Origin of the sequence: Yokenella regensburgei ATCC 49455 (assembly GCF_000735455.1) — a bacterium.
Lineage (GTDB): Bacteria > Pseudomonadota > Gammaproteobacteria > Enterobacterales > Enterobacteriaceae > Yokenella > Yokenella regensburgei.
Genome location: NZ_JMPS01000013.1, coordinates 24,729 through 49,219 on the forward strand (window position 1 = coordinate 24,729; position 24,491 = coordinate 49,219).

22 protein-coding genes, 4 tRNA genes and 1 pseudogene are annotated in these 24,491 nt (G+C 56.1%); 8 read left to right on the forward strand and 19 right to left on the reverse strand.

Features of this window, described 5'->3' with window-relative positions; genetic code table 11:
• Positions 1-20 precede the first annotated feature (20 nt).
• Positions 21-1,013, reverse strand: coding sequence for a lysophospholipase L2 (gene pldB / locus GYRE_RS03285; RefSeq protein WP_038252966.1), 993 nt, complete (start codon positions 1,011-1,013; stop codon positions 21-23).
• Positions 1,014-1,122: 109 nt separating this feature from the next.
• Here pldB and rhtB point away from each other — a divergent pair, with 109 nt between their 5' ends.
• Positions 1,123-1,743: a homoserine/homoserine lactone efflux protein gene (gene rhtB, locus GYRE_RS03290; protein WP_006816598.1), complete on the forward strand. Its 621-nt coding sequence runs from the start codon at positions 1,123-1,125 to the stop codon at positions 1,741-1,743.
• Here rhtB and rhtC read toward each other — a convergent pair.
• From rhtC to pldA, 3 genes are all read right to left on the reverse strand, one after another.
• On the reverse strand, positions 1,740-2,360 hold the full coding sequence (gene rhtC / locus GYRE_RS03295) for a threonine export protein RhtC (RefSeq protein ID WP_038252968.1): 621 nt from the start codon (positions 2,358-2,360) through the stop codon (positions 1,740-1,742). The two genes, rhtB and rhtC, sit on opposite strands and share 4 nt — an antisense overlap.
• Positions 2,361-2,421: 61 nt before the next feature.
• A complete protein-coding gene (recQ, locus tag GYRE_RS03300) occupies positions 2,422-4,251 on the reverse strand; it encodes an ATP-dependent DNA helicase RecQ (RefSeq protein WP_038252970.1) in 1,830 nt (609 codons plus the stop codon).
• Between the two features lie 67 nt (positions 4,252-4,318).
• Positions 4,319-5,188, reverse strand: a complete 870-nt coding sequence (gene pldA, locus GYRE_RS03305; RefSeq protein WP_038252972.1) for a phospholipase A — start codon at positions 5,186-5,188, stop codon at positions 4,319-4,321.
• A gap of 159 nt (positions 5,189-5,347) precedes the next feature.
• Between pldA and yigI the strand changes: the two genes are divergently transcribed.
• The gene (yigI, locus tag GYRE_RS03310; protein WP_006816602.1) at positions 5,348-5,815 is read left to right on the forward strand and encodes an acyl-CoA thioesterase YigI; all 468 of its coding nucleotides are present in this window, start codon (positions 5,348-5,350) and stop codon (positions 5,813-5,815) included.
• A 51-nt stretch (positions 5,816-5,866) separates the two neighbouring features.
• A complete protein-coding gene (gene rarD / locus GYRE_RS03315) occupies positions 5,867-6,763 on the forward strand; it encodes an EamA family transporter RarD (RefSeq protein WP_006816603.1) in 897 nt (298 codons plus the stop codon).
• Between the two features lie 43 nt (positions 6,764-6,806).
• Here the strand turns inward: rarD and corA are convergent, their stop codons facing one another.
• The 8 genes from corA to lptM form a co-directional block, all read right to left on the reverse strand.
• Positions 6,807-7,757: a magnesium/cobalt transporter CorA gene (corA, locus tag GYRE_RS03320; protein WP_006816604.1), complete on the reverse strand. Its 951-nt coding sequence runs from the start codon at positions 7,755-7,757 to the stop codon at positions 6,807-6,809.
• A 149-nt stretch (positions 7,758-7,906) separates the two neighbouring features.
• A complete protein-coding gene (ysgD, locus tag GYRE_RS25245; RefSeq protein ID WP_350338171.1) occupies positions 7,907-7,963 on the reverse strand; it encodes a YsgD/CorL family protein in 57 nt (18 codons plus the stop codon).
• 148 nt (positions 7,964-8,111) lie between these two features.
• Positions 8,112-10,274: a DNA helicase II gene (gene uvrD / locus GYRE_RS03325; protein ID WP_038252974.1), complete on the reverse strand. Its 2,163-nt coding sequence runs from the start codon at positions 10,272-10,274 to the stop codon at positions 8,112-8,114.
• A 64-nt stretch (positions 10,275-10,338) separates the two neighbouring features.
• Positions 10,339-11,055, reverse strand: coding sequence for a 5-amino-6-(5-phospho-D-ribitylamino)uracil phosphatase YigB (yigB, locus tag GYRE_RS03330; protein ID WP_006816606.1), 717 nt, complete (start codon positions 11,053-11,055; stop codon positions 10,339-10,341).
• Positions 11,055-11,957 (reverse strand): tyrosine recombinase XerC, encoded by a 903-nt coding sequence (xerC, locus tag GYRE_RS03335; protein ID WP_038252977.1) that lies wholly within the window; start codon positions 11,955-11,957, stop codon positions 11,055-11,057. The genes yigB and xerC overlap by 1 nt, the downstream gene beginning before the upstream one ends.
• Entirely contained in the window at positions 11,954-12,661 is a 708-nt protein-coding gene (locus tag GYRE_RS03340; RefSeq protein WP_006816608.1) for a DUF484 domain-containing protein, read from the reverse strand. Before GYRE_RS03340 ends, xerC begins: the two co-directional genes overlap by 4 nt.
• Positions 12,658-13,482: a diaminopimelate epimerase gene (gene dapF, locus GYRE_RS03345; protein ID WP_038252992.1), complete on the reverse strand. Its 825-nt coding sequence runs from the start codon at positions 13,480-13,482 to the stop codon at positions 12,658-12,660. Before dapF ends, GYRE_RS03340 begins: the two co-directional genes overlap by 4 nt.
• Before the next feature lie 36 nt (positions 13,483-13,518).
• Positions 13,519-13,722: an LPS translocon maturation chaperone LptM gene (gene lptM, locus GYRE_RS03350; protein WP_006816610.1), complete on the reverse strand. Its 204-nt coding sequence runs from the start codon at positions 13,720-13,722 to the stop codon at positions 13,519-13,521.
• Positions 13,723-13,859: 137 nt separating this feature from the next.
• Between lptM and cyaY the strand changes: the two genes are divergently transcribed.
• Positions 13,860-14,180, forward strand: a complete 321-nt coding sequence (gene cyaY / locus GYRE_RS03355) for an iron donor protein CyaY (RefSeq protein ID WP_006816611.1) — start codon at positions 13,860-13,862, stop codon at positions 14,178-14,180.
• A 45-nt stretch (positions 14,181-14,225) separates the two neighbouring features.
• Here cyaY and cyaA read toward each other — a convergent pair whose 3' ends face one another.
• Positions 14,226-16,772 carry a class I adenylate cyclase gene (gene cyaA / locus GYRE_RS03360; RefSeq protein WP_038252981.1) on the reverse strand — a complete coding sequence of 849 codons (2,547 nt, stop codon included), beginning with the start codon at positions 16,770-16,772 and terminating at the stop codon, positions 14,226-14,228.
• Between the two features lie 374 nt (positions 16,773-17,146).
• Between cyaA and hemC the strand changes: the two genes are divergently transcribed.
• The 4 genes from hemC to hemY are packed head-to-tail and all read left to right on the forward strand — an operon-like array spanning position 17,147 to position 21,233.
• Complete coding sequence (hemC, locus tag GYRE_RS03365) at positions 17,147-18,088, forward strand: hydroxymethylbilane synthase (RefSeq protein WP_038252984.1); 942 nt, start codon at positions 17,147-17,149, stop codon at positions 18,086-18,088.
• Complete coding sequence (gene hemD, locus GYRE_RS03370) at positions 18,085-18,825, forward strand: uroporphyrinogen-III synthase (RefSeq protein WP_038252986.1); 741 nt, start codon at positions 18,085-18,087, stop codon at positions 18,823-18,825. Before hemC ends, hemD begins: the two co-directional genes overlap by 4 nt.
• Positions 18,826-18,846: 21 nt before the next feature.
• Positions 18,847-20,037 (forward strand): uroporphyrinogen-III C-methyltransferase, encoded by a 1,191-nt coding sequence (hemX, locus tag GYRE_RS03375; protein ID WP_038252988.1) that lies wholly within the window; start codon positions 18,847-18,849, stop codon positions 20,035-20,037.
• 2 nt (positions 20,038-20,039) lie between these two features.
• Positions 20,040-21,233, forward strand: coding sequence for a protoheme IX biogenesis protein HemY (hemY, locus tag GYRE_RS03380; protein WP_038252990.1), 1,194 nt, complete (start codon positions 20,040-20,042; stop codon positions 21,231-21,233).
• Positions 21,234-21,691: 458 nt separating this feature from the next.
• Here the strand turns inward: hemY and GYRE_RS03385 are convergent.
• From GYRE_RS03385 to wecG, 6 genes and pseudogenes are all read right to left on the reverse strand, one after another.
• Positions 21,692-21,768, reverse strand: a tRNA-Pro gene (locus GYRE_RS03385).
• 44 nt (positions 21,769-21,812) lie between these two features.
• A tRNA-Leu gene (locus GYRE_RS03390) sits at positions 21,813-21,899 on the reverse strand.
• A 20-nt stretch (positions 21,900-21,919) separates the two neighbouring features.
• A tRNA-His gene (locus GYRE_RS03395) sits at positions 21,920-21,995 on the reverse strand.
• 55 nt (positions 21,996-22,050) lie between these two features.
• A tRNA-Arg gene (locus GYRE_RS03400) sits at positions 22,051-22,127 on the reverse strand.
• Positions 22,128-22,229: 102 nt separating this feature from the next.
• On the reverse strand, positions 22,230-23,615 hold the full coding sequence (gene thrP, locus GYRE_RS03405) for a bifunctional threonine/serine APC transporter ThrP (protein ID WP_006816618.1): 1,386 nt from the start codon (positions 23,613-23,615) through the stop codon (positions 22,230-22,232).
• A 213-nt stretch (positions 23,616-23,828) separates the two neighbouring features.
• A pseudogene (gene wecG / locus GYRE_RS03410) lies at positions 23,829-24,491 on the reverse strand (lipopolysaccharide N-acetylmannosaminouronosyltransferase); the annotation flags it as partial.

The window sequence follows — 24,491 nt, forward strand, 5'->3', positions numbered from 1 at the left end:
ACCTCTGGAGTAAAACATCATTAATCATGTCGAGAGAAAAAATCGACGATGGCATTGAGCGCGACCGAGCGCATATTGTCCTTTTCGAAAAGGATCTCATGGTACGCGCCTTCGATGACAAACGGTTTACCCCCTTCACAGGGATACCCCGCTTCGGCGCGAATTTCACAAAAACGTTCATGCATACGATTATCCACCACCCGCTCGTCCTCTGCCTGCAACAGCAAAACCGGAGTGGTGTCTTTTGCTGCCCCAGCGAGCACTTGCTCACCGGCCAGCATCCCTTCCCGCACCCAGTGCCAGGTTGGGCCGCCAACGCGCAGCTGCGGGTTGTCGGAATAAAAACGCAGATTTCGTCGATAGCGTTCTTTACTGTGCGTCAGCACGTTCATGCCATACGGCAGTGCCCGCCAGCGCCCGGTACCAATAGCATAACCCTCGCGGATCCGTTGATGCCCTTCCGCCCAGTCGAGCAAATGGCGCACCATCCAGTCCGGGAGGCGAATGATAATGCCGAACATCGGGGCGCTCAGCGCGATGGCATCGCACTGGGGCGCGTGGCGCTGTAAAAACAGCGTGGCAATCGCGCCGCCCATTGAATGCGCCAGAATGAAGCGTTTACGCCAGTGGCCTGGGGCCACTTCCTGGTGCCAGAACGCTGCCAGATCGTCCACGTAGTCGCTAAAGTTGACGACATGCCCGCGGTGAGTATCCGACAGCATTCGCCCGGAACGCCCCTGCCCGCGGTGGTCGATAATCAGCACATCAAAGCCGCTATGGAAGAGATCCCACGCGACTTCGGCATATTTCACGTAGCTTTCGATTCGCCCAGGGCAGACTACAACCACCCGGTCATTTCCCGGCGCGCAAAAACGGACAAAGCGCACCGCAACGTTATCCACTCCGGTGAATTCCGCTTCTTCTCGTTGCTGCCAGAAATCGTTCAGCGGCCCCATGGTGAATGCAGCAAACGCGTTTTCTCTTGTTTCCCAGTCATTTTGCTGACGAAACATCGGGTATCCACTCTCGCTTATCGACGTTTATCATTTTTGTTTCAGTCGATAGTACATCGCTGGAACAAAGCGTATTGTGGCATAAAAATAGTCAATCCGGGAGTTTCTCATGACCTTCGAATGGTGGTTCGCCTATCTGCTGACATCCGTCATTTTTAGTCTGTCACCAGGGTCGGGAGCCATTAACACCATGACGACCGCTCTTAACTACGGCTATCGCGGTGCAGCGGCGTCGATTGCCGGGTTGCAGACCGGCCTTAGCGTGCACATCCTGCTGGTCGGTGTGGGTCTGGGAACCCTGTTCTCACGCTCGGTGTTCGCCTTCGAAGTGTTGAAATGGGCCGGAGCCGCCTATCTTATCTGGCTCGGTATTCAGCAGTGGCGGGCGGCGGGTGCTATCGATTTAAATCAGCTGGCAAAAACGCAGTCTCGCCGCACGCTCTACCGCCGCGCGGTTTTCGTCAATCTGACTAATCCGAAGAGCATTGTGTTTCTTGCCGCACTTTTCCCGCAGTTTGTTATCCCGAATCAGCCCCAGGTTATGCAGTATGTGGTGCTCGGCGTGACGACCGTTGCGGTAGATATTATCGTGATGATTGGCTACGCGACGCTCGCCACGCGGATTGCGACCTGGATCAAGGGCCCTCGTCAAATGAAGGCCCTGAATAAAGCGTTTGGATCGCTGTTTATGCTGGTTGGCGCGCTGCTGGCCACAGCGCGACATGCTTAACGGGAGAGGATCAGGTGGATACCAAAGGCGGTGAACAACGTACCGGCGACGCCATCAATCCACTTCGCCATCAGCTGATAGCCACGGCGCATCGCTGGTAAAGCGAAGAGGCTTGCCACCACGGTGAACCAGGCGAAGGTTTCCACCACAATCATCAGGAAAATACCCCAGCGCTCGGCTCCGCCGATATCGTCACCAACAAACAGTGAGAACACCGAACCGAAATAGATAATCGCCTTCGGGTTTGCCAGATTGGTCAGCAGCCCTTTGATAAAACTCCGGCCACTCTGGGCAAGCTCAACCTGCGGGGCATCGGTAGTGGGTTTCTGCTTTTTCAGCGCCCCGCGCAGCATCTGGTAGCCCATCCAGCACAGGTACAGGCCGCCGCCCACCATAATGATGTTATGCAGCCATGCCATTTTTTCGAGGATTAGGTGCAGGCCCAGCAGCGCGACGCCTGCCCAGACCATCACGCCGGCGGTGATCCCCAGCACGCCCATCATGGCTTCTTTGCGGGAACGGCTCACTGCGGTTTGCGAAACGAAAAAGAAATCCGGCCCCGGGCTCATCAGCGCAATGATGTGCACTAACGCCACGGTCAGAAATAGCATCAACATAAATAACTCGCGGGGAAATAGTTCAGTGAGTCACCATACTGGCACTTTTTTGCCCGGCTGACTACTCTTCGTCGTCACCGTCAACATGCGAGCGGATAAGCGCCATAAACTCTTTACCAAAACGCTCCAGCTTGCGCATCCCGACCCCGTTAACGCTGAGCATGTCGCTCGCCGAAAGCGGCATCTGCTCGGCCATTTCGATAAGCGTTGCGTCGTTGAACACCACGTAAGGCGGAATGTTCTCTTCGTCGGCGATAGCTTTGCGCAGTTTACGCAGCTTGGCGAAGAGCTTGCGATCGTAGTTGCCCACCGCCGCTTTCTGCATCACGCGCGGCTTCAGAGCGATAATACGCGGTACCGCGAGCGCCAATGGGACATCGCCGCGCAGCACCGGCCTCGCGGCTTCGGTCAGCTGCAGAGCGGAATGGAGGGCAATGTTCTGCGTCGCGAAACCGAGATGGATCAGCTGACGGATAACGCTCACCCAGTGTTCGTGGCTTTTTTCACGCCCGATACCGTACACCGGTAGTTTGTCATGGCCCAGCTCGCGAATACGCTGATTGTTTGCCCCGCGCAGCACTTCCACCACGTACCCCATCCCGAAGCGTTGGTTGACGCGATAAATGGTCGACAGCGCCTTGCGCGCATCTTCCAGACCGTCGTACTGCTTTGGTGGATCAAGGCAGATATCGCAGTTGCCGCACGGCTCCTGGCGCCCCTCGCCAAAGTAGTTCAGCAACACCAGACGACGGCAGGTTTGCGCCTCCGCGAAAGCGCCCATCGCATTCAGTTTGTGACGTTCAATATCCAGCAGTTGCCCGGCAGGTTTCTCCTCCAGGCAGCGCCGCAGCCACGCCATATCGGCCGGATCGTAGAACAGCATCGCTTCTGCCGGCAGGCCGTCACGCCCGGCACGGCCGGTTTCCTGATAGTAAGATTCAATATTGCGCGGAATATCGAAGTGCACCACGAAGCGCACGTTGGGCTTGTTGATCCCCATCCCGAACGCCACGGTCGCCACAACAATTTGCAGGTCGTCGCGCTGGAATTTCTCCTGCACCTCGGCACGGATGTGATTTTCAAGCCCGGCATGGTAAGCCCCGGCGCTGATCCCACGGCTTTGCAGGCGGGCAGCGGTATCTTCCACTTTGGCGCGGCTGTTGCAGTAGATAATGCCCGATTTACCGCGCTGCTCCTGCACGTAGCGCATGAGCTGATCCAGCGGTTTAAACTTCTCCATCAGCATATAGCGGATGTTCGGGCGATCGAAGCTGCTTATCTGAATCAGCGGATCGTTGAGCCCCAACAGGCGGACAATATCCAGCCGGGTAGTGTCGTCTGCGGTGGCGGTCAGCGCCATAAACGGCAGCGCCGGGAAGCGCTGGCGTAGCTGGCCGAGTGCGGCATATTCCGGGCGGAAATCATGCCCCCACTGAGAAATACAGTGCGCCTCGTCCACCGCCAGCATCACCGGATTCCAGTGGCTGAGGTTATCGAGGAAGTTATCAAGCATCAGACGCTCGGGTGCAATGTACAGCAGACGAATTTTGCCTGTCCGACATCCGGCCATGACTTCCTGCTGCTGCTCACGGGTCTGAGTCGAGTTGAGGCACGCCGCAGCCACACCGTTGGCCAGTAGCTGATCGACCTGGTCTTTCATCAGCGAAATCAGCGGAGAAACCACTACCGTCAGGCCATCGAGCACCAGTGCTGGGATCTGGTAGCAAAGCGATTTACCGCCCCCGGTGGGCATGACCACCAGACAGTCGCGTCCTTCCAGCACGGTCTCAATAATGGTTTCCTGGCCCGGGCGGAACTGCTGGTAGCCGAAGGTCTCCTGTAAAACCTGCTTCGCCAGCGATTGTTGATTAAATACTTCCGCCTGTGCCACTGTGACCCCATTCCCCGAATTAAAAACAGGCGCTATTTTCATCGCCTACGCGCCAAACTGCAATGCTTTAGAACAGATCGTTTAGCATAACCCCAACGCCGACGCGCGTCTGGTTAAAGTTGTAATCGATAAGAGATTCACCGTAGCCGCTGTAAACCTGGGTATAAACGCGCACGTGTTTGGTCACCGGGTAACTCACGCCCAGCTCGGCGCCGCCGTAGCCGCTGTTCCAGTTGTACTGCCCCTGTGCACTCAGCACGGCATCACCCAGCTGATAGCCAATTTTGAGGCGGTAGTAGCCCATATATTTGGTGATGTCCGGATTATCGGTGGTATTGCCGATAACCATCCAGGGTTTCACTTCCACCAGCCAGTTGCCGTTTTGCGCCATCAGGCGGGTATAGAGTCGATTCCAGCTGCGCGAGGTCGGGTCGGCGCGGCCGTTTGAATCATGGTTATAACCAAACTCCACGTCACGTAGCGTCCACCCGGCAAACTGGTAGTCGGTGGCAAAACCGAGAAACAGCTGCGGCTCGTAGTTGGTTTCACGAAACGGTGCCGATTCTTTGCTGTTAGATAGCTGCCACCAGGATTTTTGGGTATAAGAGGCGCCCAGCACCGAGTTGTCTCCCAGAATGCCGCGCCACAGCGGGAACGCCAGGCTCAGCTGGAATTTCACCTCATCTTTACGCGCATGCTCCGCCCAGTCATAGCTGCGGATGGCCTCTTTATTGAGATCGCTGGTCCAGGTGTAAATCACGTAATTGCTTTCGTAGGGGTAGAGCACGAAAGGGTTGTCGTGCTCCTGAAGCATGTTCGCAATGATGCTGCCGCGCACGGCTGGAGTGTCTTTGACCGTGTTCATGGTGGCTTCCTGCGCCAGCGCCGTCAGCGGCAGTCCGGCAAGAGCAAACCACCATCCCAGAGTTTTCCTCATCAGTATTGTTCTCCTGAACTTAAGATTTTTATCACTATTTTTATTCTGGTTTCATTCTACATCGTTACGCCCTGCTTTCCTGCCCGTCGGTTCTTAAAGTGGAAAACAACAATACATAAGCATAAAATCAACATTTCATTAACCAACGGAAGGCTTGTTATGTCTGCTGAATTAACCGCGGAAGCGGCGTTAAAGATGGTGGGAGAAATTTTCGTCTATCACATGCCCTTCAACCGCGCGCTGGGGCTGGAGCTTGCCCGCTACGAAAAAGAGTACGCCGAGCTCTGCTTTAACAACCAGCCGATGATGGTCGGCAACTGGGCACAGAGCATTTTGCACGGCGGAGTTATAGCGTCAGTGCTGGATGTTGCTGCAGGGCTGGTATGTGTTGGCAGCACGCTGACGCGCCATGACACCATTAACGAGGATGAGCTGCGCCAGCGCCTGTCGCGCATGGGGACTATCGATCTGCGCGTCGATTATCTGCGCCCTGGCCGCGGTAACCGCTTTACCGCCACCAGCAGCCTGCTGCGCGCCGGGAATAAAGTGGCCGTTGCCCGTGTTGAGCTGCACAACGAAGAACAGCTCTATATTGCCAGCGCTACGGCAACGTATATGGTGGGTTGAATCGTCATTATCGAGTAAAATCCCTTCACATTTTTGCAAGGAATTTAACCGATGGATGCTAAACAAACGCGGCTGGGTGTGTTACTCGCACTCGCCGCTTATTTTATTTGGGGTATCGCACCGGCGTACTTCAAGCTGATTTACTACGTTCCCGCCGACGAAATCCTCACCCATCGTGTGATCTGGTCATTTTTCTTTATGGTGGCGCTGATGAGCATCAGCCGCCAGTGGCCGCGGGTGAAGGTCCTGCTGCAAACGCCAAAGAAAATATTCATGCTGGCGCTCTCCGCGGTGCTGATTGGCGGAAACTGGCTGCTTTTCATCTGGGCGGTGAATAACCACCATATGCTCGAAGCGAGCCTTGGCTACTTTATTAACCCGCTGGTGAATATTTTGCTCGGGATGATTTTCCTAGGCGAACGCTTCCGCCGCATGCAGTGGTTAGCGGTGATCCTGGCGGCGTGCGGGGTGCTGGTTCAGCTGTGGACTTTTGGTTCTCTGCCGCTCATCGCCCTGGGGCTGGCCTTCAGCTTCGCCTTCTACGGCCTGGTACGCAAAAAAATCGCCGTGGATGCACAAACCGGAATGCTATTCGAAACCCTGTGGCTGCTGCCAGTTGCTGCTATTTATCTGTTTGGTATCGCCGATAGCAGCACCAGCCATATGGGGCAAAACCCGCTGTCGCTGAATCTGCTGCTGGTTGCCGCAGGCGTGGTGACGACGATCCCGCTGCTGTGCTTTACCGGTGCGGCCACTCGTCTGCGCCTTTCGACGCTGGGATTCTTCCAGTACATTGGCCCTACGCTGATGTTCCTGCTGGCGGTGACGTTTTACGGCGAAGTGCCGGGGGCAGACAAGATGCTGACCTTCGCGTTTATCTGGGTCGCGCTGGCGATTTTCGTGATGGATGCGGTGTATACGTTACGCAGGACGCGTAAAGGGCTGTAGCGTTATCAGGCCTGCAGAATATGTAGGCCTGATAAGCCGTCACTCAGAGCCAGTTACGGCGTTTGAAGTAGAGATATGGCGCAAGCCCGGCGAGGATCATAAAAATAATCGCGCCGGGATAACCAAAGCTCCAGCGCAGCTCCGGCATAAACTCAAAGTTCATCCCATAGCTTGAGGCCACCAGCGTCGGCGGCAGAAACACCACGGATACCACCGAGAAGATCTTGATGATGCGGTTCTGCTCGATGTTGATGAAGCCCATCGCCGCCTGCATCAGGAAGTTCACTTTCTGGAACAGGGATTCGTTGTGCGGCAGCAGGGATTCGATATCGCGCAGGATCTCACGAGCCTGCTCCAGCTGACCCGCCGGCAGACGCGCTTTACGCACCAGGAAGTTCAGTGCGCGTTGGGTATCCATCAGACACAAACGAACCTTCCAGCCGATATCTTCCTGCTCTGCCAGCGTCGAGAGCGCATCGTCATACTCGTCGCCCTGCTGGCCTTCCATAATAACGCGGCTCAGTTTTTCCAGATCGCTGTAAATGTTTTCGATCTCATCCGCCAGCTGTTCAATTTTGGTTTCGAACAGATCCAGCAGCAGCTCATAGGCGTTGCCGTCCACCATCTCCTGGTTACGGGAGCGCATACGGTAGAGCCGAAACGCCGGCAGTTCGCGTTCACGCAGGGTGAACAGACGTCCTTCACGAATGGTAAATGCCACGGTGGAGTTACCGGCGTGGTCTTCAGCATCTTCAAAAAAGAAAAATGAGTGAATGTGCAGACCGTCTTCGTCTTCAAAGAATCGCGCGGAGGCCTCGATGTCTTCCAGTTCAGGACGGGTAGCCAGGTTCTGGCCCAATTCCGTTTGCACACGGCTTCGCTCTTCGTCGTCTGGCTCGACGAGGTCAACCCACACTGAACTTGCCAGGTGTTTGATCTCTTCCGCTTCAAGACGCGTTAAGCGATTGTTTTCCAGTTGAAATGCGCTCAGCATGACCGGGACTCCCAATGCAAAAAATTATCGGACAGTTCGGTGGGCACACAGAAACAAATGGGGTTTCAGACCATTAAGCCTGACTCAGCGCGACGGGAGTAATTCAGGTCGCTGACAACCGCTAAGGCTATCAGCATTCGAGGATAGCCTTAGGAGTTGTTCCTGGTTGACAGGAAATTGAGCCAGCATCTACTGGGTGTGTCCAAGGCGAATGTCCTCTTAGCGTAATCGTGCGCGCATGTTACGCCAGCACTAATGCAGCGTCAACATGCAACGAAACGCCAGCAGGTATAAATTCCCCTCTGGCTTATAAGGCTAGCAGATTATTACAAAATAATGATATTTTTCTGAAAGTTACACGGTTTCGAGGCGGGCATAGGCTGCCACCAGCCATTTGATACCCTGCCCCTGGAACGCCACCTGCAAACGGCTGTGTTCGCCGCTGCCTTCCAGATTCACGATGGTACCTTCACCGAATTTCGAGTGGCGCACGCGCTGGCCGAGCTTGTAGCCGGTATCGTTCTCCGACATCGGTGTACCCATGCGCTGATGGCTGACCGGACGGCTCACCGTCGCGCGCAGGCGTACCTCTTCCACGCAGGCTTCCGGCAGCTCGCCGATAAACCGTGACGGCCGATGATAGACCTCTTTACCGTACAGGCGGCGCGTTTCCGCGTAGGTCAGCGTCAGCTTCTCCATCGCACGGGTGACGCCGACGTAGGCCAGACGACGTTCTTCTTCCAGACGCCCGCCTTCATCGAGCGACATCTGGCTCGGGAACATCCCCTCTTCCATTCCGACGATAAACACCTGCGGGAATTCCAGCCCTTTTGCCGAGTGCAGCGTCATCAGCTGTACCGCGTCCTGCCAGGTATCGGCCTGCCCTTCACCCGCCTCAAGCGCGGCATGAGAGAGAAACGCCTGCAGCGGCAGCAGATCTTCATCTTCGTCGTTATAGCTGAACTGGCGCGTTGCCGTCACCAGCTCCTCTAAGTTTTCGATTCGGGTCTGGCCCTTCTCGCCTTTTTCCTGCTCATACATTGTGCGCAGGCCGGAGTCTTTAATCACCCGGTCAGTCTGCACGTGCAGAGGCATATCGGCAGTTTCATGCGCCAGCGCATCAATCAGTTCCATAAACCGCTGGAGCGCACTGGCGGCGCGGCCTGCAAGCGCTTTCTCCTGCAGTAACTCGCGGCATGCCTGCCACAGGGTAAGCTGGCGGTCACGGGAAGTCTGGCGCACTACGTCAAGGGTACGATCGCCGATCCCACGAGTTGGCGTATTCACCACGCGCTCAAAAGCGGCATCGTCATTGCGATTTGCAATCAGGCGCAGGTAAGAGAGGGCGTCTTTGATTTCCTGGCGTTCGAAGAAGCGCATTCCGCCATAAATACGGTATGGCATGCTCGCCTGTAACAACGCCTCTTCCAGCACGCGCGACTGGGCGTTGCTGCGATAAAGAATGGCGCATTTTTCCAGCGCTCCGCCGTTGTCCTGCCAGGTTTTAATCCGGTTCACCACGAAGCGGGCTTCGTCGAGTTCGTTGAAGGCGCAGTAAAGCGAGATAGGTTCACCGTCGACACCGTCGGTCCACAGTTTTTTCCCCAGCCGCCCGTTGTTGTTTTCAATCAGGGCGTTAGCCGCGCTCAGGATGTTGCTGGTTGAACGGTAGTTCTGTTCGAGACGAATAGTTTCCGCGCCCGGGAAATCGTTCAGGAAGCGCTGGATGTTCTCCACCTGCGCACCACGCCAGCCGTAGATCGACTGGTCATCGTCACCAACGATCATCACTTTGCCGCTGTCACCCGCCAGCAGGCGGATCCAGGCGTACTGAATGTTGTTGGTATCCTGGAATTCGTCGACGAGAATGTTGGTAAAACGCTCGCGGTAGTGCTGAAGAATATGCGGTTTATTGAGCCACAGTTCGTGCGCGCGCAGCAGCAGTTCGGCAAAATCCACCAGCCCTGCGCGATCGCAGGCTTCCTGGTAGGCCTGATAAACCTTCTGCCAGGTCTGTTCGACCGGATTACCGTAGCTCTGAATATGATGCGGACGCAGTCCTTCGTCCTTCTGGCTGTTGATGTACCACATCGCCTGACGCGGTGGCCACTGCTTCTCATCCAGGTTCATCGCCTTGATGAGGCGTTTCAGCAGACGCAGCTGGTCTTCGCTGTCGAGGATCTGGAAATCCTGCGGCAAATTCGCATCCAGATGGTGCGCACGCAGCAGACGATGCGCCAGACCATGGAAGGTCCCCACCCACATTCCGCCCTGGGAAGTGCCCATCAACTGAGAGATACGATGGCGCATTTCCGCCGCCGCTTTGTTGGTAAAGGTCACCGCCATAATGGAGTACGGCGAGCAGTTTTCTACGCTCAGCAACCAGGCGATACGGTGCACCAGCACACGTGTTTTACCGCTGCCCGCCCCGGCGAGGACCAACATATTGGTGCGCGACGCCGCCACGGCTTCACGCTGTTTGTCATTGAGGCTGTCGAGCAGGTAAGAAACGTCCATTGGCACCGCCGGAGAATATCGGGGCTCAGAGAACCCCTGGAAATTTATACAGAGTTACTGGTGATTATATCAGCGTGGTGAGGGATGCCAACCGGGAAATTTCCACGTGCGGCAGCAGACGGCTATCATGAATTTCCATCAACGACCCTTCTCGCAGGTTGATCCAGCAGGCCTGCATCCCGCAGCGGACGGCACCGGCGACGTCGGTGGTGAGGTCATCACCGACGTGCAGAATTTGCTCGATCGGGACTTCCAGTCGTTCCGCCGCCAGATGATACATGTCGGAGAAAGGTTTGGAGCGCCCGTCCGGGCCTGCGCGCAGCACAAAGCGGAAGTAGTCATTGAGACCAAACAGCTCCGGCTGAGCGTTACCGTTAGTGATCGCTACCAGCGGCCATTTTTTCGCAAGCCTGGTGAGCGTGTCATGGGTTTCTTCTGGCACATCAATCCGGCTACGCCATTGGGCAAAATGCAGCATCGCCGCATGCGCGCCAATGCTGGCTTCTGACGGGCTTAATCCCGCGCTGAGCATCGCTTGCTCTACTGCCCGACGTCGCCATTCGGTCACGTCGTGGTAAATTTCCGGCTCGGCCCGGCGCAGCGCCTGGCGTACTTGCAGGAAGTCATTGCTCTCAAAACCCTTCATCGCCGGATGATAGTTCTGCACAAACGCCAGCGACTCTTGTTCCGTGGTGCGGATCACCTGATAGTTATCGTAAAGGGTATCGTCCAGGTCAAACGTCAAAGCCGAAATCTGACCTAATGGGCGGTAAAAACGCATTATTTCCCCCGTTTGGCGCGTGGATGCGCCGCGTCGTACACCGAGGCAAGGTGTTGAAAATCAAGATGGGTATAGATTTGGGTCGTCGACAGGTTAGCATGCCCCAGCAGCTCCTGAACCCCACGCAGATCGCCGCTCGACTCCAGCATATGGGTGGCGAACGAGTGCCGCAATTTATGAGGGTGAACGTGGCTGTTCAGGCCTTGCCTGATGCCCCACTCGGCAAAACGCTTCTGGACGTTTCTCGCCGAGATGCGTTTGCCAAGCTTCGACAAAAACAGCGCTTCGTCATCGCCGCCGAACAGTCCGCGCAGATCGAGCCAGTGCTCAATCCACACCACCGCATTCCGCCCGATGGGTAAACGCCGCTCTTTGCTGCCCTTCCCCATCACCCACACTTCACCGGTCGACAGGTCCAGGTTTTTGATATCGAGGTTAACCAGTTCAGACAGACGCAGCCCGGCCCCGTACATCACTTCCAGCATCGCGCGGTCGCGGACGGCTAACGGATCGTTAAGGTCGATATCCAGCAGGCGGTTGACGTCATCAACGTCGATATTCTTAGGGAGATGGCGCGGTGTTTTCGGGGCAGAAACCGCTTTGGCAGGATTCGCCGACAGCTCCCCCTGGCTTACCAGCCAGTCGAAGAAACTACGCAGGGCGGAAAGCCGCAGCGCAAGACTCGCCGGGCCAAGGCCCTTACGGCGACTGCGGGTTGCAAAGCTACGCACCGTTGCAGCATCACATTGTTGCCAGCTTTTTACGCCGGTTTCCCCGGCAAGCGTAATGACGGCATCAAGCTGACGCTGATAGTTCAGCAGCGTGACCGGGCTGAGCTGACGCTCAACGCCGAGATAACGCAAAAAGCGTGTTACCGGCTCGTGCAGCGGAGAATCGGTCATACGCGTTCAATCCAGCGCTCCAGTAGCCCCGGCATCATCAGCGCGATTTCCTGCAGCAGATGCGTGCCTTGTCCCTGCTGGTAGTGATGCGCGTCGCGGCTGGTGAAAAGGATAATCCCCAAATCGCCATCGCTACCCATCATCGACATTGCCACAGAGCCGATCGCTTTCGCTTCTGGCAGGACCAGCAGCAGCTCAGGGCCGTTCAGCGAGCCGAGATAGTGCCGCTCATGTCCCAGTCGCTGAATACGCAGCGGTTCGAACGCCTGGCGCGAAAGCGCAAGACGGGTGGCGCTGGAAGGCGCACCAATCCGCCAGCGATCAGGGAACAGACGCAGTGTGGCACCGGCTAACCCCAACTCCCGCGCCCAGCGATGGAAGCGATTAAGGAGATCGTCGAGGCTTTCAGCCGCGGCCAGCCGGGTTTGCAGATGCAGCAGGCGATAGAACAAACTTTCGTTCTCCGTCGCCTGTTCCATCAGCATCGACATATTCTCTTCGAGCGCGTTGATGTGATTCCGCGCCCGCGCCATATGCCACTCCACCAGCGAGATGGTCCCGCGCACCGGATGAGGTACCCGCATCTGCTCCACCCAGCGGGCGTTGCGGATAAAAAACTCAGGATGTTGCAACAGGTACTCCACCACGGCGCGATCGTTAAGCGTTGCGATTTCGTCCTGCTGTTCTTCCCCGACTTGTTTCATAAGTGAATAAACCCGTCGTAGACATGTGCCGCCGGGCCAGTCATAAACAACGGTTGACCCGGACCTTTCCAGGCGATATCTAATCGCCCGCCTGGTAATTCCACGCGTACTTCTTCTGCCAGCAACCCCTGCTGAATACCAACAGCAACGGCCGCGCAGGCACCGCTGCCGCAGGCCTGAGTTTCCCCTGCGCCACGTTCATAGACGCGCAGACGAATATGGTCGCGTTTGACGACCTGCATAAATCCGATATTGGCCCGTTCCGGGAAACGCTCGTGGCTTTCCAGCACCGGACCCAACGTTTCGACGGCCGCCGTTTCGACGTCATCAACCTGAATCACACAGTGCGGGTTGCCCATCGACACCACGCCGCACATGATGGTCTGTTCCGCAGCGCGCATGATATAGGTCTTTTCCGCTTTGTTAGCGCGGAATGGCACCTGAGAGGGCTCAAAGTTCGGCTCGCCCATGTTGACACGCACCAGGTCATCGTCGGTAACGCTCAGCACCATGCGACCATTCGCGGTACTGACCCGAATATCACGTTTGTTGGTCAGGCCCTTCAGGCGAACGAAACGCGCAAAGCAGCGCGCCCCGTTACCACACTGGGAAACTTCGCTGCCATCAGCATTAAAAATGCGGTAGTGAAAATCAAGCTCCGGATCGTACGGGGGTTCCACGATCAGCAGTTGATCGAAACCCACGCCAAGGTGCCTGTCCGACAGCCGTCGGATAAGCTCCGGAGAAAAGAACACATTCTGCGTCACCGCATCAACGACCATAAAGTCGTTGCCCAGGCCATGCATTTTAGAGAACTGCATCATTCACCCCACTCACGCAGAAACCGCCTGGAACCGTCAGAGATTGACCTGAGTCGGCCCACCATCAACACCGCGATCGTTACGATCCGGCGAGGTACTCTGAGTTTTGCTGTCGACCGGTTTGGTCGGCGGCGGCGCGGTTTTATCTGCCGGCGGGAAATAGAGAGGCCCCTTCAGGCCGCAGCCGGTCAGGCTGAACATCGTCAGTAATACGGCGAGCGTTCGGTACACGTTTTTCATTCTTAAAGTGCCTGTTGTTCAAACTTTCTGTTTTCTATCATCGCAGGAGAAGACGTAAAAGCAAGCGTTTAGCGCCCGACTGCAACGCATTATGTTTCACGGTATACTGCCGCATCACTAAAAAATGGGAAACGACAATGAACGACAGTGAATTTCATCGCCTGGCAGATACCCTGTGGCTCACCATTGAAGAGCGTCTCGACGACTGGGACGGCGACAGCGATATCGACTGCGAAATTAACGGCGGCGTGCTAACGCTCTCCTTCGAAAACGGTAGCAAAATTATCATCAACCGTCAGGAGCCGCTGCATCAGGTATGGCTCGCAACTAAACAGGGCGGCTACCACTTTTCTCTGCAAGGAGATGAGTGGATCTGCGATCGCAGCGGCGAAGAGTTCTGGAGTTTACTGGAGAAAGCGGCGACTGCGCAGGCAGGTGAGGACGTAAGTTTCCGCTAACAGCATTGCCCGGTAGCGCTAAACGCTTGCCGGGTTTGCGATGGCTCAGGAGAAATACTGCTGCAGCAGCGGCGCCGCGTTTTCCTGGCTCTCGGCGGTAACCGGCCCCACCGTCTGGGTGCGGAACGGGATAACCTGCGCGCGCCCGTCGACCTTCACAATCTGGTAGAACTGCGGCAGGTTGAAGTTGATGAAGCTGGAGCCGTAGGTAAAACGATCGTGCGACGACGAGTAGAAGCGGCTGACGTCACGCACCAGCTCCTCTTTACTGCCTTCGCAGTGGTGATACACCTCTACCCGGTTAGTCTCATCAAGAATGTAAATGTTGAAGCCGTTGTCATCACTGGTGTCTTCAAAGAAGAACTGGATGATCCCTTCACTGGCAAAACCATCGACCACTGACGGCAGTTTGACGTGGTTGGTCTCAACCTGTACCGACAGACCGTGCAGCTTGTTATGAGAAATAGCACCGTAAAACTCGATGGCGTTTTCCAGCTTCTGCACCGACACGTTCAGGCGCTCGAAGAACAGGCCCCAGGTCTGGCCCGACACGCGCAGCGCTTTAAAGCGCCCGGTTTCCTGACGAGTGCTGGAGAGACGCAGCTCAACGCATTCTGACACCAGCTGCTGTACGCGGGTACGGATCAGGCCGCGCAGGTGCTGGCTGTAGCAGAACACCTCAACGCTGTCCGGCGGTGCGGCATCCTGGTGCATTTTGCCGAGAATCGTTTTCAGTGCTTCGATCATCGCCTGTTCGCCGTTGAAGTGCAGCGTACGCACTTCGTTCCACGAGTTTCGGTACAGCAGATCGACGCTGCCTATCAGACAGTTTTGCTCTTCACCAAAGCTGAAGACGTCCAGCTTACGGAAATCGAAATGTACCACCTGGTTGCGGAACGCGGCCGTGGGGTCATATTCGAGGTTAACGATGATCGCCAGATGGCGGATTTCGCAAGGGCTGTAGAGCGCTTTTGGCGTGGGCGCCGGCAGACGCAGCGGGAAGTGGTGCGATACGTCGGCCACCATCTCCTGCAGTTTTGCCAGGTCAACGATGCCGTTGCCCTTAATAAACAGACGGGTACGTGAGGTCAGCAGGCCGTTAAACCAGGCCCAGGCCACCAGCTTATTAAGATAACGGTTATATTCCAGCGGCTGATGACTGACGATCGACTCCATATTCGGCGCACGATTATAGAGATACCAACCGGTACGGTTGGCTCTGCCCGGCGGCACGTGGATGAACGTCAGGTTCGGCTCGGAAAGATCCGGCGAAATTTGCGGGTTCACGAGCGTCACTTTACCCGGCAGCGCTTCGAAAGCGGCATACAGTTTACGGGTCAGTACACCGATATCCTGCGGGCTTGCAGAAACGCTGAGGTTGTTACGGCGCGCGAAGCGGATCAGGTTACGGTAGCTCTGCATCATCGCATCGAGCAGCTCGTTGTGCGCGTTTCGTACTTCGTCAATCTTCCAGTTAGCACGGTTGTCGAGCATCGTCAGGCGGGCGTCGTCCCAGCCCCACTCTTGCACCAGCTGGCTCAGCACTTCACGTCGCCAGCCCACGCAGGCGCGTTCGCGGCTCAGTTTTTCGCAGACTTTGAGGTAGAAACAGCGGCGAACCAGGTCGAGACGGGTTTCGTCTTCGATAGCCTTCAGATACTCAGTGACGCGCTCCAGCATCATGCAGTACGGATCGAGACCAAAGGAGATAATCTCGCCGTCGTGCAGGCGCTGTTTAATGTCTTTCGCCAGCAGGCGGGTATTGGGGTATTCCCAGGAATAGGCTTCCAGCAGCAGCGTTTTCAACACTGCTTTATACGGGGAATCAATACTTTTGTAGAGCTGCCACAGGCTTGCGCCGAAGTACTCTTCCGCCGACAGCGAGCTCATACCGCCGAGATCGAGCCATTCGTTCGGCGTCAGTACGCCCTGGGCGTACAGCGTCATCACGTAGTCGTCGTAATGTTCTTCTTCCGCGCACGGCACCATATTCCACAGAATACGTTTCCCGGCGAGGCGCACCGCGGTGCGATAAAATTCGTCGAGCAGCAAAATGTGCTGCGTTGAACCACAGTCTTCACCACCAAGGCTGCCGCTTTCATTATGGCGGAAGCGGTTTTCGTCAATCAGGAAGAAACTCACTTCAACGCCGAGGGATGCCGCCCAGCTCTCAAGCAGGCTGCATTTACGCTGCAGAAGTTGGCGCTCTTCGTTATCGAGCCAGGCCTGGTGGCAGACCCAGATATCGAGGTCAGACGAACAGCTCTGCCCCACCGAAGAGGTACTGCCCATGGTGTAGACACCGGTGATAGGCAATTCACCCTGCGGCGTGTCCTGACGCGGCATACCGCGGTGCAGTTCGAGTTCGTCTAAGTAGTGGCGTTGGGTTTCATCAGGCGTGTAAAGGCAAATGCCACAGGGAACGTTACCGTCGAGGTAACCCGGCATCAGCGGATGATGATAGTGTAACAATGTCGGCAGTAGACTGTAGACCTGCTGGAAAGCAGGGCCCATGGCAGCAAGCGCGCGATCCACACGCAATTGATTGATGGCATCCAGTCTCTGTTTAAGTGTCTCAATATAGAGGTACAAGACATTTCGCCTGATGTTCAAACCCGGCGTATCAGAAAGCGGGTAAACCGCGGGGGATACGGAGGGTTACAGTAAGTCAAAAAACAACCGTTACCGTTTGTCGTCGTTTTCGTTGTTGTCGCATTGACGAACAAATGGTCTAAAACGTGATCAATTTAACACCTTGCCGGTTGACCGTAAAGAAAGATGCGCTACATACAAGTGTAGCACTGAATAAAACGCGTAAACTCCGCAATACGGTCCGGCGAGTTGTGTCATCCGCAGTGCAATGACGCGACACGTCCGCTTCCCTCTATCCGCAAAAACCGTGAAAACTGACATCCTTAAGGCAACAATGTTAGGATGAACAGTGGACGATAATGACGGTAACAAGCATGTTAGACAAAGTTTTGAGAATTGCCACACGTCAAAGCCCTCTTGCGCTCTGGCAGGCACATTATGTTAAAGACAGCCTGATGGCCTGTCATCCCGGTCTGCAGGTAGAACTGGTGCCGCTTATCACGCGCGGCGACGTCATCCTCGACACGCCGCTGGCCAAGGTGGGCGGTAAAGGGCTTTTTGTCAAAGAGTTAGAGCTGGCGTTGCTTGAGAACCGGGCCGATATCGCCGTCCACTCGATGAAAGATGTGCCGGTTGATTTCCCGGAAGGGCTCGGTCTGGTGACGATTTGCGAGCGTGAAGATCCACGTGACGCTTTTGTCTCTAACCGCTTTGCCTCGCTCGACGACCTGCCCGCCGGCAGCGTCGTCGGCACGTCAAGTTTACGCCGCCAGTGCCAGCTGGCCGCCCAGCGCCCGGACCTGATTATCCGTTCTTTGCGCGGCAACGTCGGCACGCGCCTCAGCAAACTGGATAACAACGACTACGATGCAATTATCCTCGCGGTCGCCGGGCTAAAACGCCTCGGCCTTGAATCACGTGTGCGGATGGCGCTGTCGCCGGAACAATCGCTCCCGGCCGTGGGCCAGGGCGCGGTGGGGATTGAGTGCCGCCTTGACGACGAACAGACCCGCGCTCTGCTGGCACCGCTGAATCATCACGACACCGCCGTTCGCGTTGCCGCTGAACGCGCAATGAATATGCGCCTCGAGGGTGGTTGCCAGGTGCCTATTGGCAGCTATGCTGAACTGAACAACGGCGAACTCTGGCTGCGTGCGCTGGTCGGTGCACCCGACGGTTCACAAACTATTCGCGGCGAGCGTCGCGGCAAACCCGAAACTGCCGAACAAATGGGCATTTCTCTGGCAGATGAATTACTGGATAACGGTGCGCGCAGCATTCTGGCTGCGGTTTACGACGGAGAGTCCCCGGCATGAGTATACTGGTCACCCGCCCGTCTCCTCAGGGAGAAGATTTAGTGAGCCGCCTGCGCACACTGGGGCGAGTGGCCTGGAGCTTTCCTCTCATCGAATTTACCCCCGGACGGGAGCTGGCATCGCTTCCGGCCCGGCTTGCCGCTCTCACCGATACCGATCTCGTTTTTGCCCTCTCACAACATGCGGTCACTTTTGCCAGCGCTGAGCTCAACAAGCACCAGTCCAGCTGGCCGCTTACACCGCACTACTTTGCCATCGGTCGAACGACGGCCCTGGCGCTGCACAAAGAGAGTGGCGCTGAGATTCGTTATCCTCAGGATCGGGAAATCAGTGAAGTCTTGCTACAATTACCTGAATTACAAAACGTTGCTGGCAATAAAGCGCTGATTTTGCGCGGTAACGGCGGCCGCGAGCTTATCGGCGAAACGCTGACGGCACGCGGTGCTGAAGTGACTTTTTGTGAATGTTATCAACGAACAGCGATACACTACGACGGTGCGGAAGAGGCCCTGCGCTGGCACTCCCGCGGCGTGACCACGCTGGTCATCACCAGCGGAGAAATGTTACAACAGATTTGGTCGCTAACCCCGCCGTGGTATCGCGAAAACTGGCTACTCCGCTGTCGGCTTTGGGTTGTCAGCGAACGCCTGGCGCGCCTCGCCAAAGAATTAGGCTGGCATGACGTTCAGGTCGCTGATAGCGCCGACAACGATGCGCTGCTGCGCGCGTTACAATAACTCTCAAAACTGGAAGCCATAATGACGGAACAAAAAAATTCCTCCGCCGTGGTTGAAGAGACCAGGGAGGCCGTGGACACCGCGCCACAGCCAGAAAAAGTCGAACAGCCATCTAAAACCGCAAAGGAAGGCAACGGCAATAAAACCAGCCTGGTGCTGAGCGCTGTCGCTATCGCCATTGCGCTGGCCGCAGGCGTGGGCCTTTACGGTTGGGGAAAACAGCAGGCGGCGTCACAAACGACGGCCAACGATACGCTGGCAAACCAGGTGATTGCGCTGCAAAAGGCGCAGGAAACGCAAAAGAGCGAGCTGGATGGCATCATCAAACAGCAGGCCGATCGGCTGACTGACGCGGCACGTCAGCAGGAAGCGATGGCAAAACAGCTCGACGAACTGCAGCAGAAAGTGATGACTATCTCCGGGAGCGACGCCAAAACCTGGCTGCTGGCTCAGGCCGATTTCCTGGTTAAACTGGCGGGGCGCAAGCTCTGGAGCGATCAGGACGTTACCACCGCTGCGGCGCTGCTGAAAAGCGCCGACGCCAGCCTCGCCGACATGAATGATCCAAGTCTTATCACCGCGCGTCGTGCCATTACCGACGATATCGCCAGCCTGTCCGGCGTGGCGCAGGTCGATTACGACGGCATCATCCTGAAAGTTAACCAACTGGCGAATCAGATAGATAATCTGCGTCTTGCGGATAACAATGATGACTCTTCCCCGATGGATGACGATGGCACAGAGCTCTCCAGCTCGCTCGGCGAGTGGCGGGTGAACCTGCAGAAGAGCTGGCAGAACTTTATGGACAGCTTTATCACTATTCGCCGTCGTGATGAGACCGCCGTACCGCTGCTGGCGCCGAATCAGGATATCTATCTGCGCGAGAACATCCGTTCTCGTCTGCTGGTTGCCGCACAGGCAGTGCCGCGCCATCAGGAAGAGACTTACAAGCAGGCGCTGGATAACGTCTCTACCTGGGTGCGGGCGTACTACGACACCGAAGACGCTACCACCAAGGCCTTCCTGGAAGAGATCGACAGACTCAGCCAGCAAAGCATTACCATGAACGTGCCGGAGACGCTGCAAAGTCAGGCGATCATGGAAAAACTGATGCAGACCCGCGTGCGTAACCTGCTGGCACAGCCGTCAGCACCGGCTAGCGCGGTTCCGCAGGCTGAAGCACCGGCCGCCGCCGCGCCGCAGGGAGAATAATTATGTTGAAAGTATTATTACTCTTTGCACTGCTGATTGCCGGGATCGTACTTGGCCCGATGCTGGCGGGCCATCAGGGTTACGTTCTTATCCAGACGGATACCTACAACATTGAAACCAGCGTCACCGGTTTAGTGATAATCCTGATCCTGACCATGGTGGTGCTGTTCGCTATCGAGTGGATCCTGCGCCGCCTTTTCCGCACCGGGGCGCACACCCGCGGCTGGTTCGTTGGCCGTAAGCGTCGCCGTGCCCGTAAACAAACCGAGCAGGCGCTGCTGAAGCTGGCAGAAGGTGATTATCAGCAGGTTGAGAAGCTGATGAGTAAGAACGCCGATCACGCCGAACAGCCGGTAGTGAACTATCTGTTGGCCGCCGAAGCGGCCCAGCAGCGCGGCGATGAAGCCCGGGCGAATCAGCATCTCGAGCGTGCGGCAGAGCTTGCCGGCAACGACATCATTCCTGTTGAAATTGCCCGCGTACGTCTGCAGCTTGCCCGCCAGGAAAATCACGCCGCGCGTCATGGCGTGGATAAACTGCTGGAAATTACCCCACGCCATCCTGAAGTACTGCGTCTGGCCGAGCAGGCTTATATTCGCACCGGGGCATGGACCTCGCTGCTGGATATCATTCCATCTATGGCGAAAGCCAACGTCGGTGATGAAGAGCATCGTCAGGCGCTTGAGCAGCAGGCATGGATTGGGATCATGGATCAGGCTCGCGCCGACCAGGGTAGCGAAGGTCTGCGCAACTGGTGGAAGAACCAGAGCCGTAAAACCCGCCAGCAGGTGGCGCTACAGGTCGCCATGGCCGAGCACCTCATCGAATGTGATGACCATGACACCGCGCAGCAGATAATCATCGATGGGCTGAAACGCCAGTATGATGACCGCCTGGTCGCGCTTATTCCGCGTCTGAAGACCAACAACCCGGAACAGCTGGAGAAAGTGCTGCGTCAGCAGATCAAAGCGGTAGGCGATCGCCCGCTGCTGTGGAGCACGCTGGGACAATCGTTAATGAAGCACGGTGAGTGGCAGGAAGCGAGCATCGCATTCCGCGCGGCGCTGAAGCAGCGCCCGGATGCCTATGACTACGCCTGGCTTGCCGACACTCTCGATCGTTTACATCAACCAGAAGAAGCGGCCCTGATGCGTCGCGACGGTTTGATGTTAACCCTGCAGAACAACCCGCAGTAATCCTCCCCGTCACCCATAAAAAAACGCCTGCACAACTGTGCAGGCGTTAAAACAGGTCTGTTTGACAACATAAATGGGTGCTTCACTCAACGTTGTGTCCATGGTGTTTGATGAGGCCGAAGCGACATCTGTCTGTGGACGATAAGCACCGTAAACGGCTCTGCGTCATTCCTGAGTTTATGAGGCACTAAGGCGAACATAAGAGGTGGAATGAGCATCTACACGCATATTATTGCACACGCCGTGCCAGATTTGCATCCCCAGAATGCGGGGGTTCACAACCTTTAAGAATTGATGAGATGTCGCTGAACAGCGACGTTAATCGGCTGTTTTTAAAGAATGAATGGAAATCAGAGAATTGCGTGTCGCCGCTCAGCGACAGGGGATTTTGCCTTAACGACAGATGCTTTTGACGATTCACGGAAAACAAAAAACCCCGCCGAAGCGGGGTTCAAAATTGGTCGGCGAGAGAGGATTCGAACCTCCGACCCACTGGTCCCAAACCAGTTGCGCTACCAAGCTGCGCTACTCGCCGATGTACTGCTTTTTGAATTTTTAGTTCAATTCTTTATAAAGTCGTGGTGCGAGGGGGGGGACTTGAACCCCCACGTCCGTAAGAACACTAACACCTGAAGCTAGCGCGTCTACCAATTCCGCCACCTTCGCAATTCACAACTTCTTAATAATGGGGTGGCTAATGGGATTCGAACCCACGACAACTGGAATCACAATCCAGGGCTCTACCAACTGAGCTATAGCCACCACTACAAATCTTTTACGCGGTCTTAAAACCACCGCAGCTCTAGCACCGGGTAAATGGTGCGCCCGACAGGATTCGAACCTGAGACCTCTGCCTCCGGAGGGCAGCGCTCTATCCAGCTGAGCTACGGGCGCTTAGCGCCGTTGCGGGGTCGGATAATACGGACTTCCTACCCCGCTGTCTAGTGCCTTTTTAAAGAAAATTATCGTTTGGTCATGCTTTGCTCATTTTGCTGCTTATTCCCCCACTTTCTCCGCTACGGCATGGCGGTGCAGGCCAAAAACCTTATAAATAAGCGTTACAGCAGCAAGGAAGAGGACTCCGACAAACAGCGACATACGTGTATCTTCATTAAAGCCCATGCCAATCAGCACGCACACCAGGAACGCCATTGTCAGATAGTTTGCCCACGGGAACAGCACGGAGCGGAACGGATGGCTGGCGATCGCCTCTTTATGCGCCTGACGGAAACGCAGCTGGCTAATCAGAATCACAAACCACGGCACCATGCCCGGCAGAACGCTGGCGCTATAGACATAGACAAACACGCGCTGCGGGTTAGGAATAATGTAGTTGAGGCAGGAGCCCAACAACAGAATTGCAATTGAAATTGCCACCCCGGCAACCGGTACACCGCTGCGGGAAACTTTACCCACGGCAGCGGGCAGCTGGCGGTTCTTCGCCAGGGCGTAGAGCATACGTCCGCAGCTGTACATGCCGCTGTTACAGCCGGAAAGTGCCGCCGTCAGCACAACGAAGTTAATGATCCCGGCCGCAGCCGTAATGCCAATCTTAGCAAAGGTCAGGACGAACGGGCTGCCGTTGCTGCCAATTTCGTTCCACGGGAAGATGGTGACAATCACAAAGATAGCGCCCACATAGAAAATCAGGATACGCCACAGCACCTTACTGACCGCGCTGCGCAGCGTGACCTGCGGGTTCTTTGCTTCGCCTGCCGTGATACCGATAAGCTCAACGCCCTGATAGGACGCCACCACGATACATAGCGCCGTCAGGAACCCCTTCCAGCCACCGGCAAAGAAGCCACCGTGCTCGGTCAGGTTTCCGAAACCTACCGAATGCCCACCATTGCCGAAGCCAAAGAAAATGACCCCAAGCCCGACAATAATCATCACGATGATGGTGGTGACTTTGATCATAGCGAACCAGAATTCCAGCTCACCGTACAGTCTGACCGCCGCCAGGTTCGCCAGCGCAACCATCGCCACGGCGATAATCGCCGGGATCCACTGCGGTAGTTCCGGGTACCAGAACTGTACATAAACGCCGATGGCGGTGATTTCCGATATCCCGACCGCCATCCACATAAACCAGTACGACCAGGCGGTCAGGTAGCCGAAGAAGGGACTCATGTAGCGATGCGCGTACACGGCGAAGGAGCCTGCGACAGGCTCAAGGAACAGCATCTCCCCCATCGATCGCATGATGAAGAAAACGAACAGGCCAGCGATGATGTAGGCCAGCAGTACAGACGGGCCAGCCCATTTCAGGGTGCTTGCCGCGCCCATGAACAGGCCAACGCCGATGGTGCCCCCAAGGGCGATTAATTCGATATGACGGGCTTCAAGACCGCGCTGAAGCTCCGGTTTATTCTCTGCCATAGGTCCTCTTGTGTTTGCAATTGCCCGGTCTTTGCCGGTTATTGTTATGGATAACGTGCTCTATCGGATGGTGAAAGGCAGTCAAAAAAACAGGCAGACCGCCCTTCAGGCAGCGAATGGTTTAACAATTTTTACGAAATGGCAAACAAAGTATTAAAAATCTGGAAGCATTGCTCAAAAATAGACCAAAACTTCCAGAAAGTAAGGCGGGATTTACAGCTGGCCGGTGTAATGCCAGCGAAGATAGCGCAGCAGGCGGAGCTGGCGTTTGAAGCGGCTTGGCTGGGAGAGCAGACGGTACAACCACTCAAGTCCCAGGTTTTGCCAGAATGCCGGCGCACGCTTCACGTGACCGGTGAACACATCATAGGTGCCGCCAACGCCCATGTAGAGCGCATTGGGATAGACTTTCCGGCAGTCGCGCATCAGGATTTCCTGCTTCGGTGAGCCCAGCGCCACGGTCACCACCTGTGCCCCGCTATCGCGAATACGCTCAAACAACGCCTGGCGTTGCTCCGGAGCAAAGTATCCGTCCTGGCTGCCAACAATATTCACCTGCCACTGCTGGCGTAGCTTCGCTTCCGTCTGGGCAAGCACTTCCGGTTTACCACCTATCAGAAAAACCGGCGTCCCCTCGGCACCTGCGCGCGCCATCAGCGCTTCCCAGAGATCGGCCCCCGCGACGCGAGATATTTCCGCCTGCGGGTATTTTTTACGCACGGAACGCACCACGCTGATGCCGTCGGCGTATTTGAACTCTGCTGCATCGATCAGTGCGCGAACCTCGGCATCATCTTCCGCAGTCAGCATTTTTTTCGGCGTTAATCGCCACCAGAGTACCCTGCTTCAGGTGCCCATCGGCATAGAGATAATCGA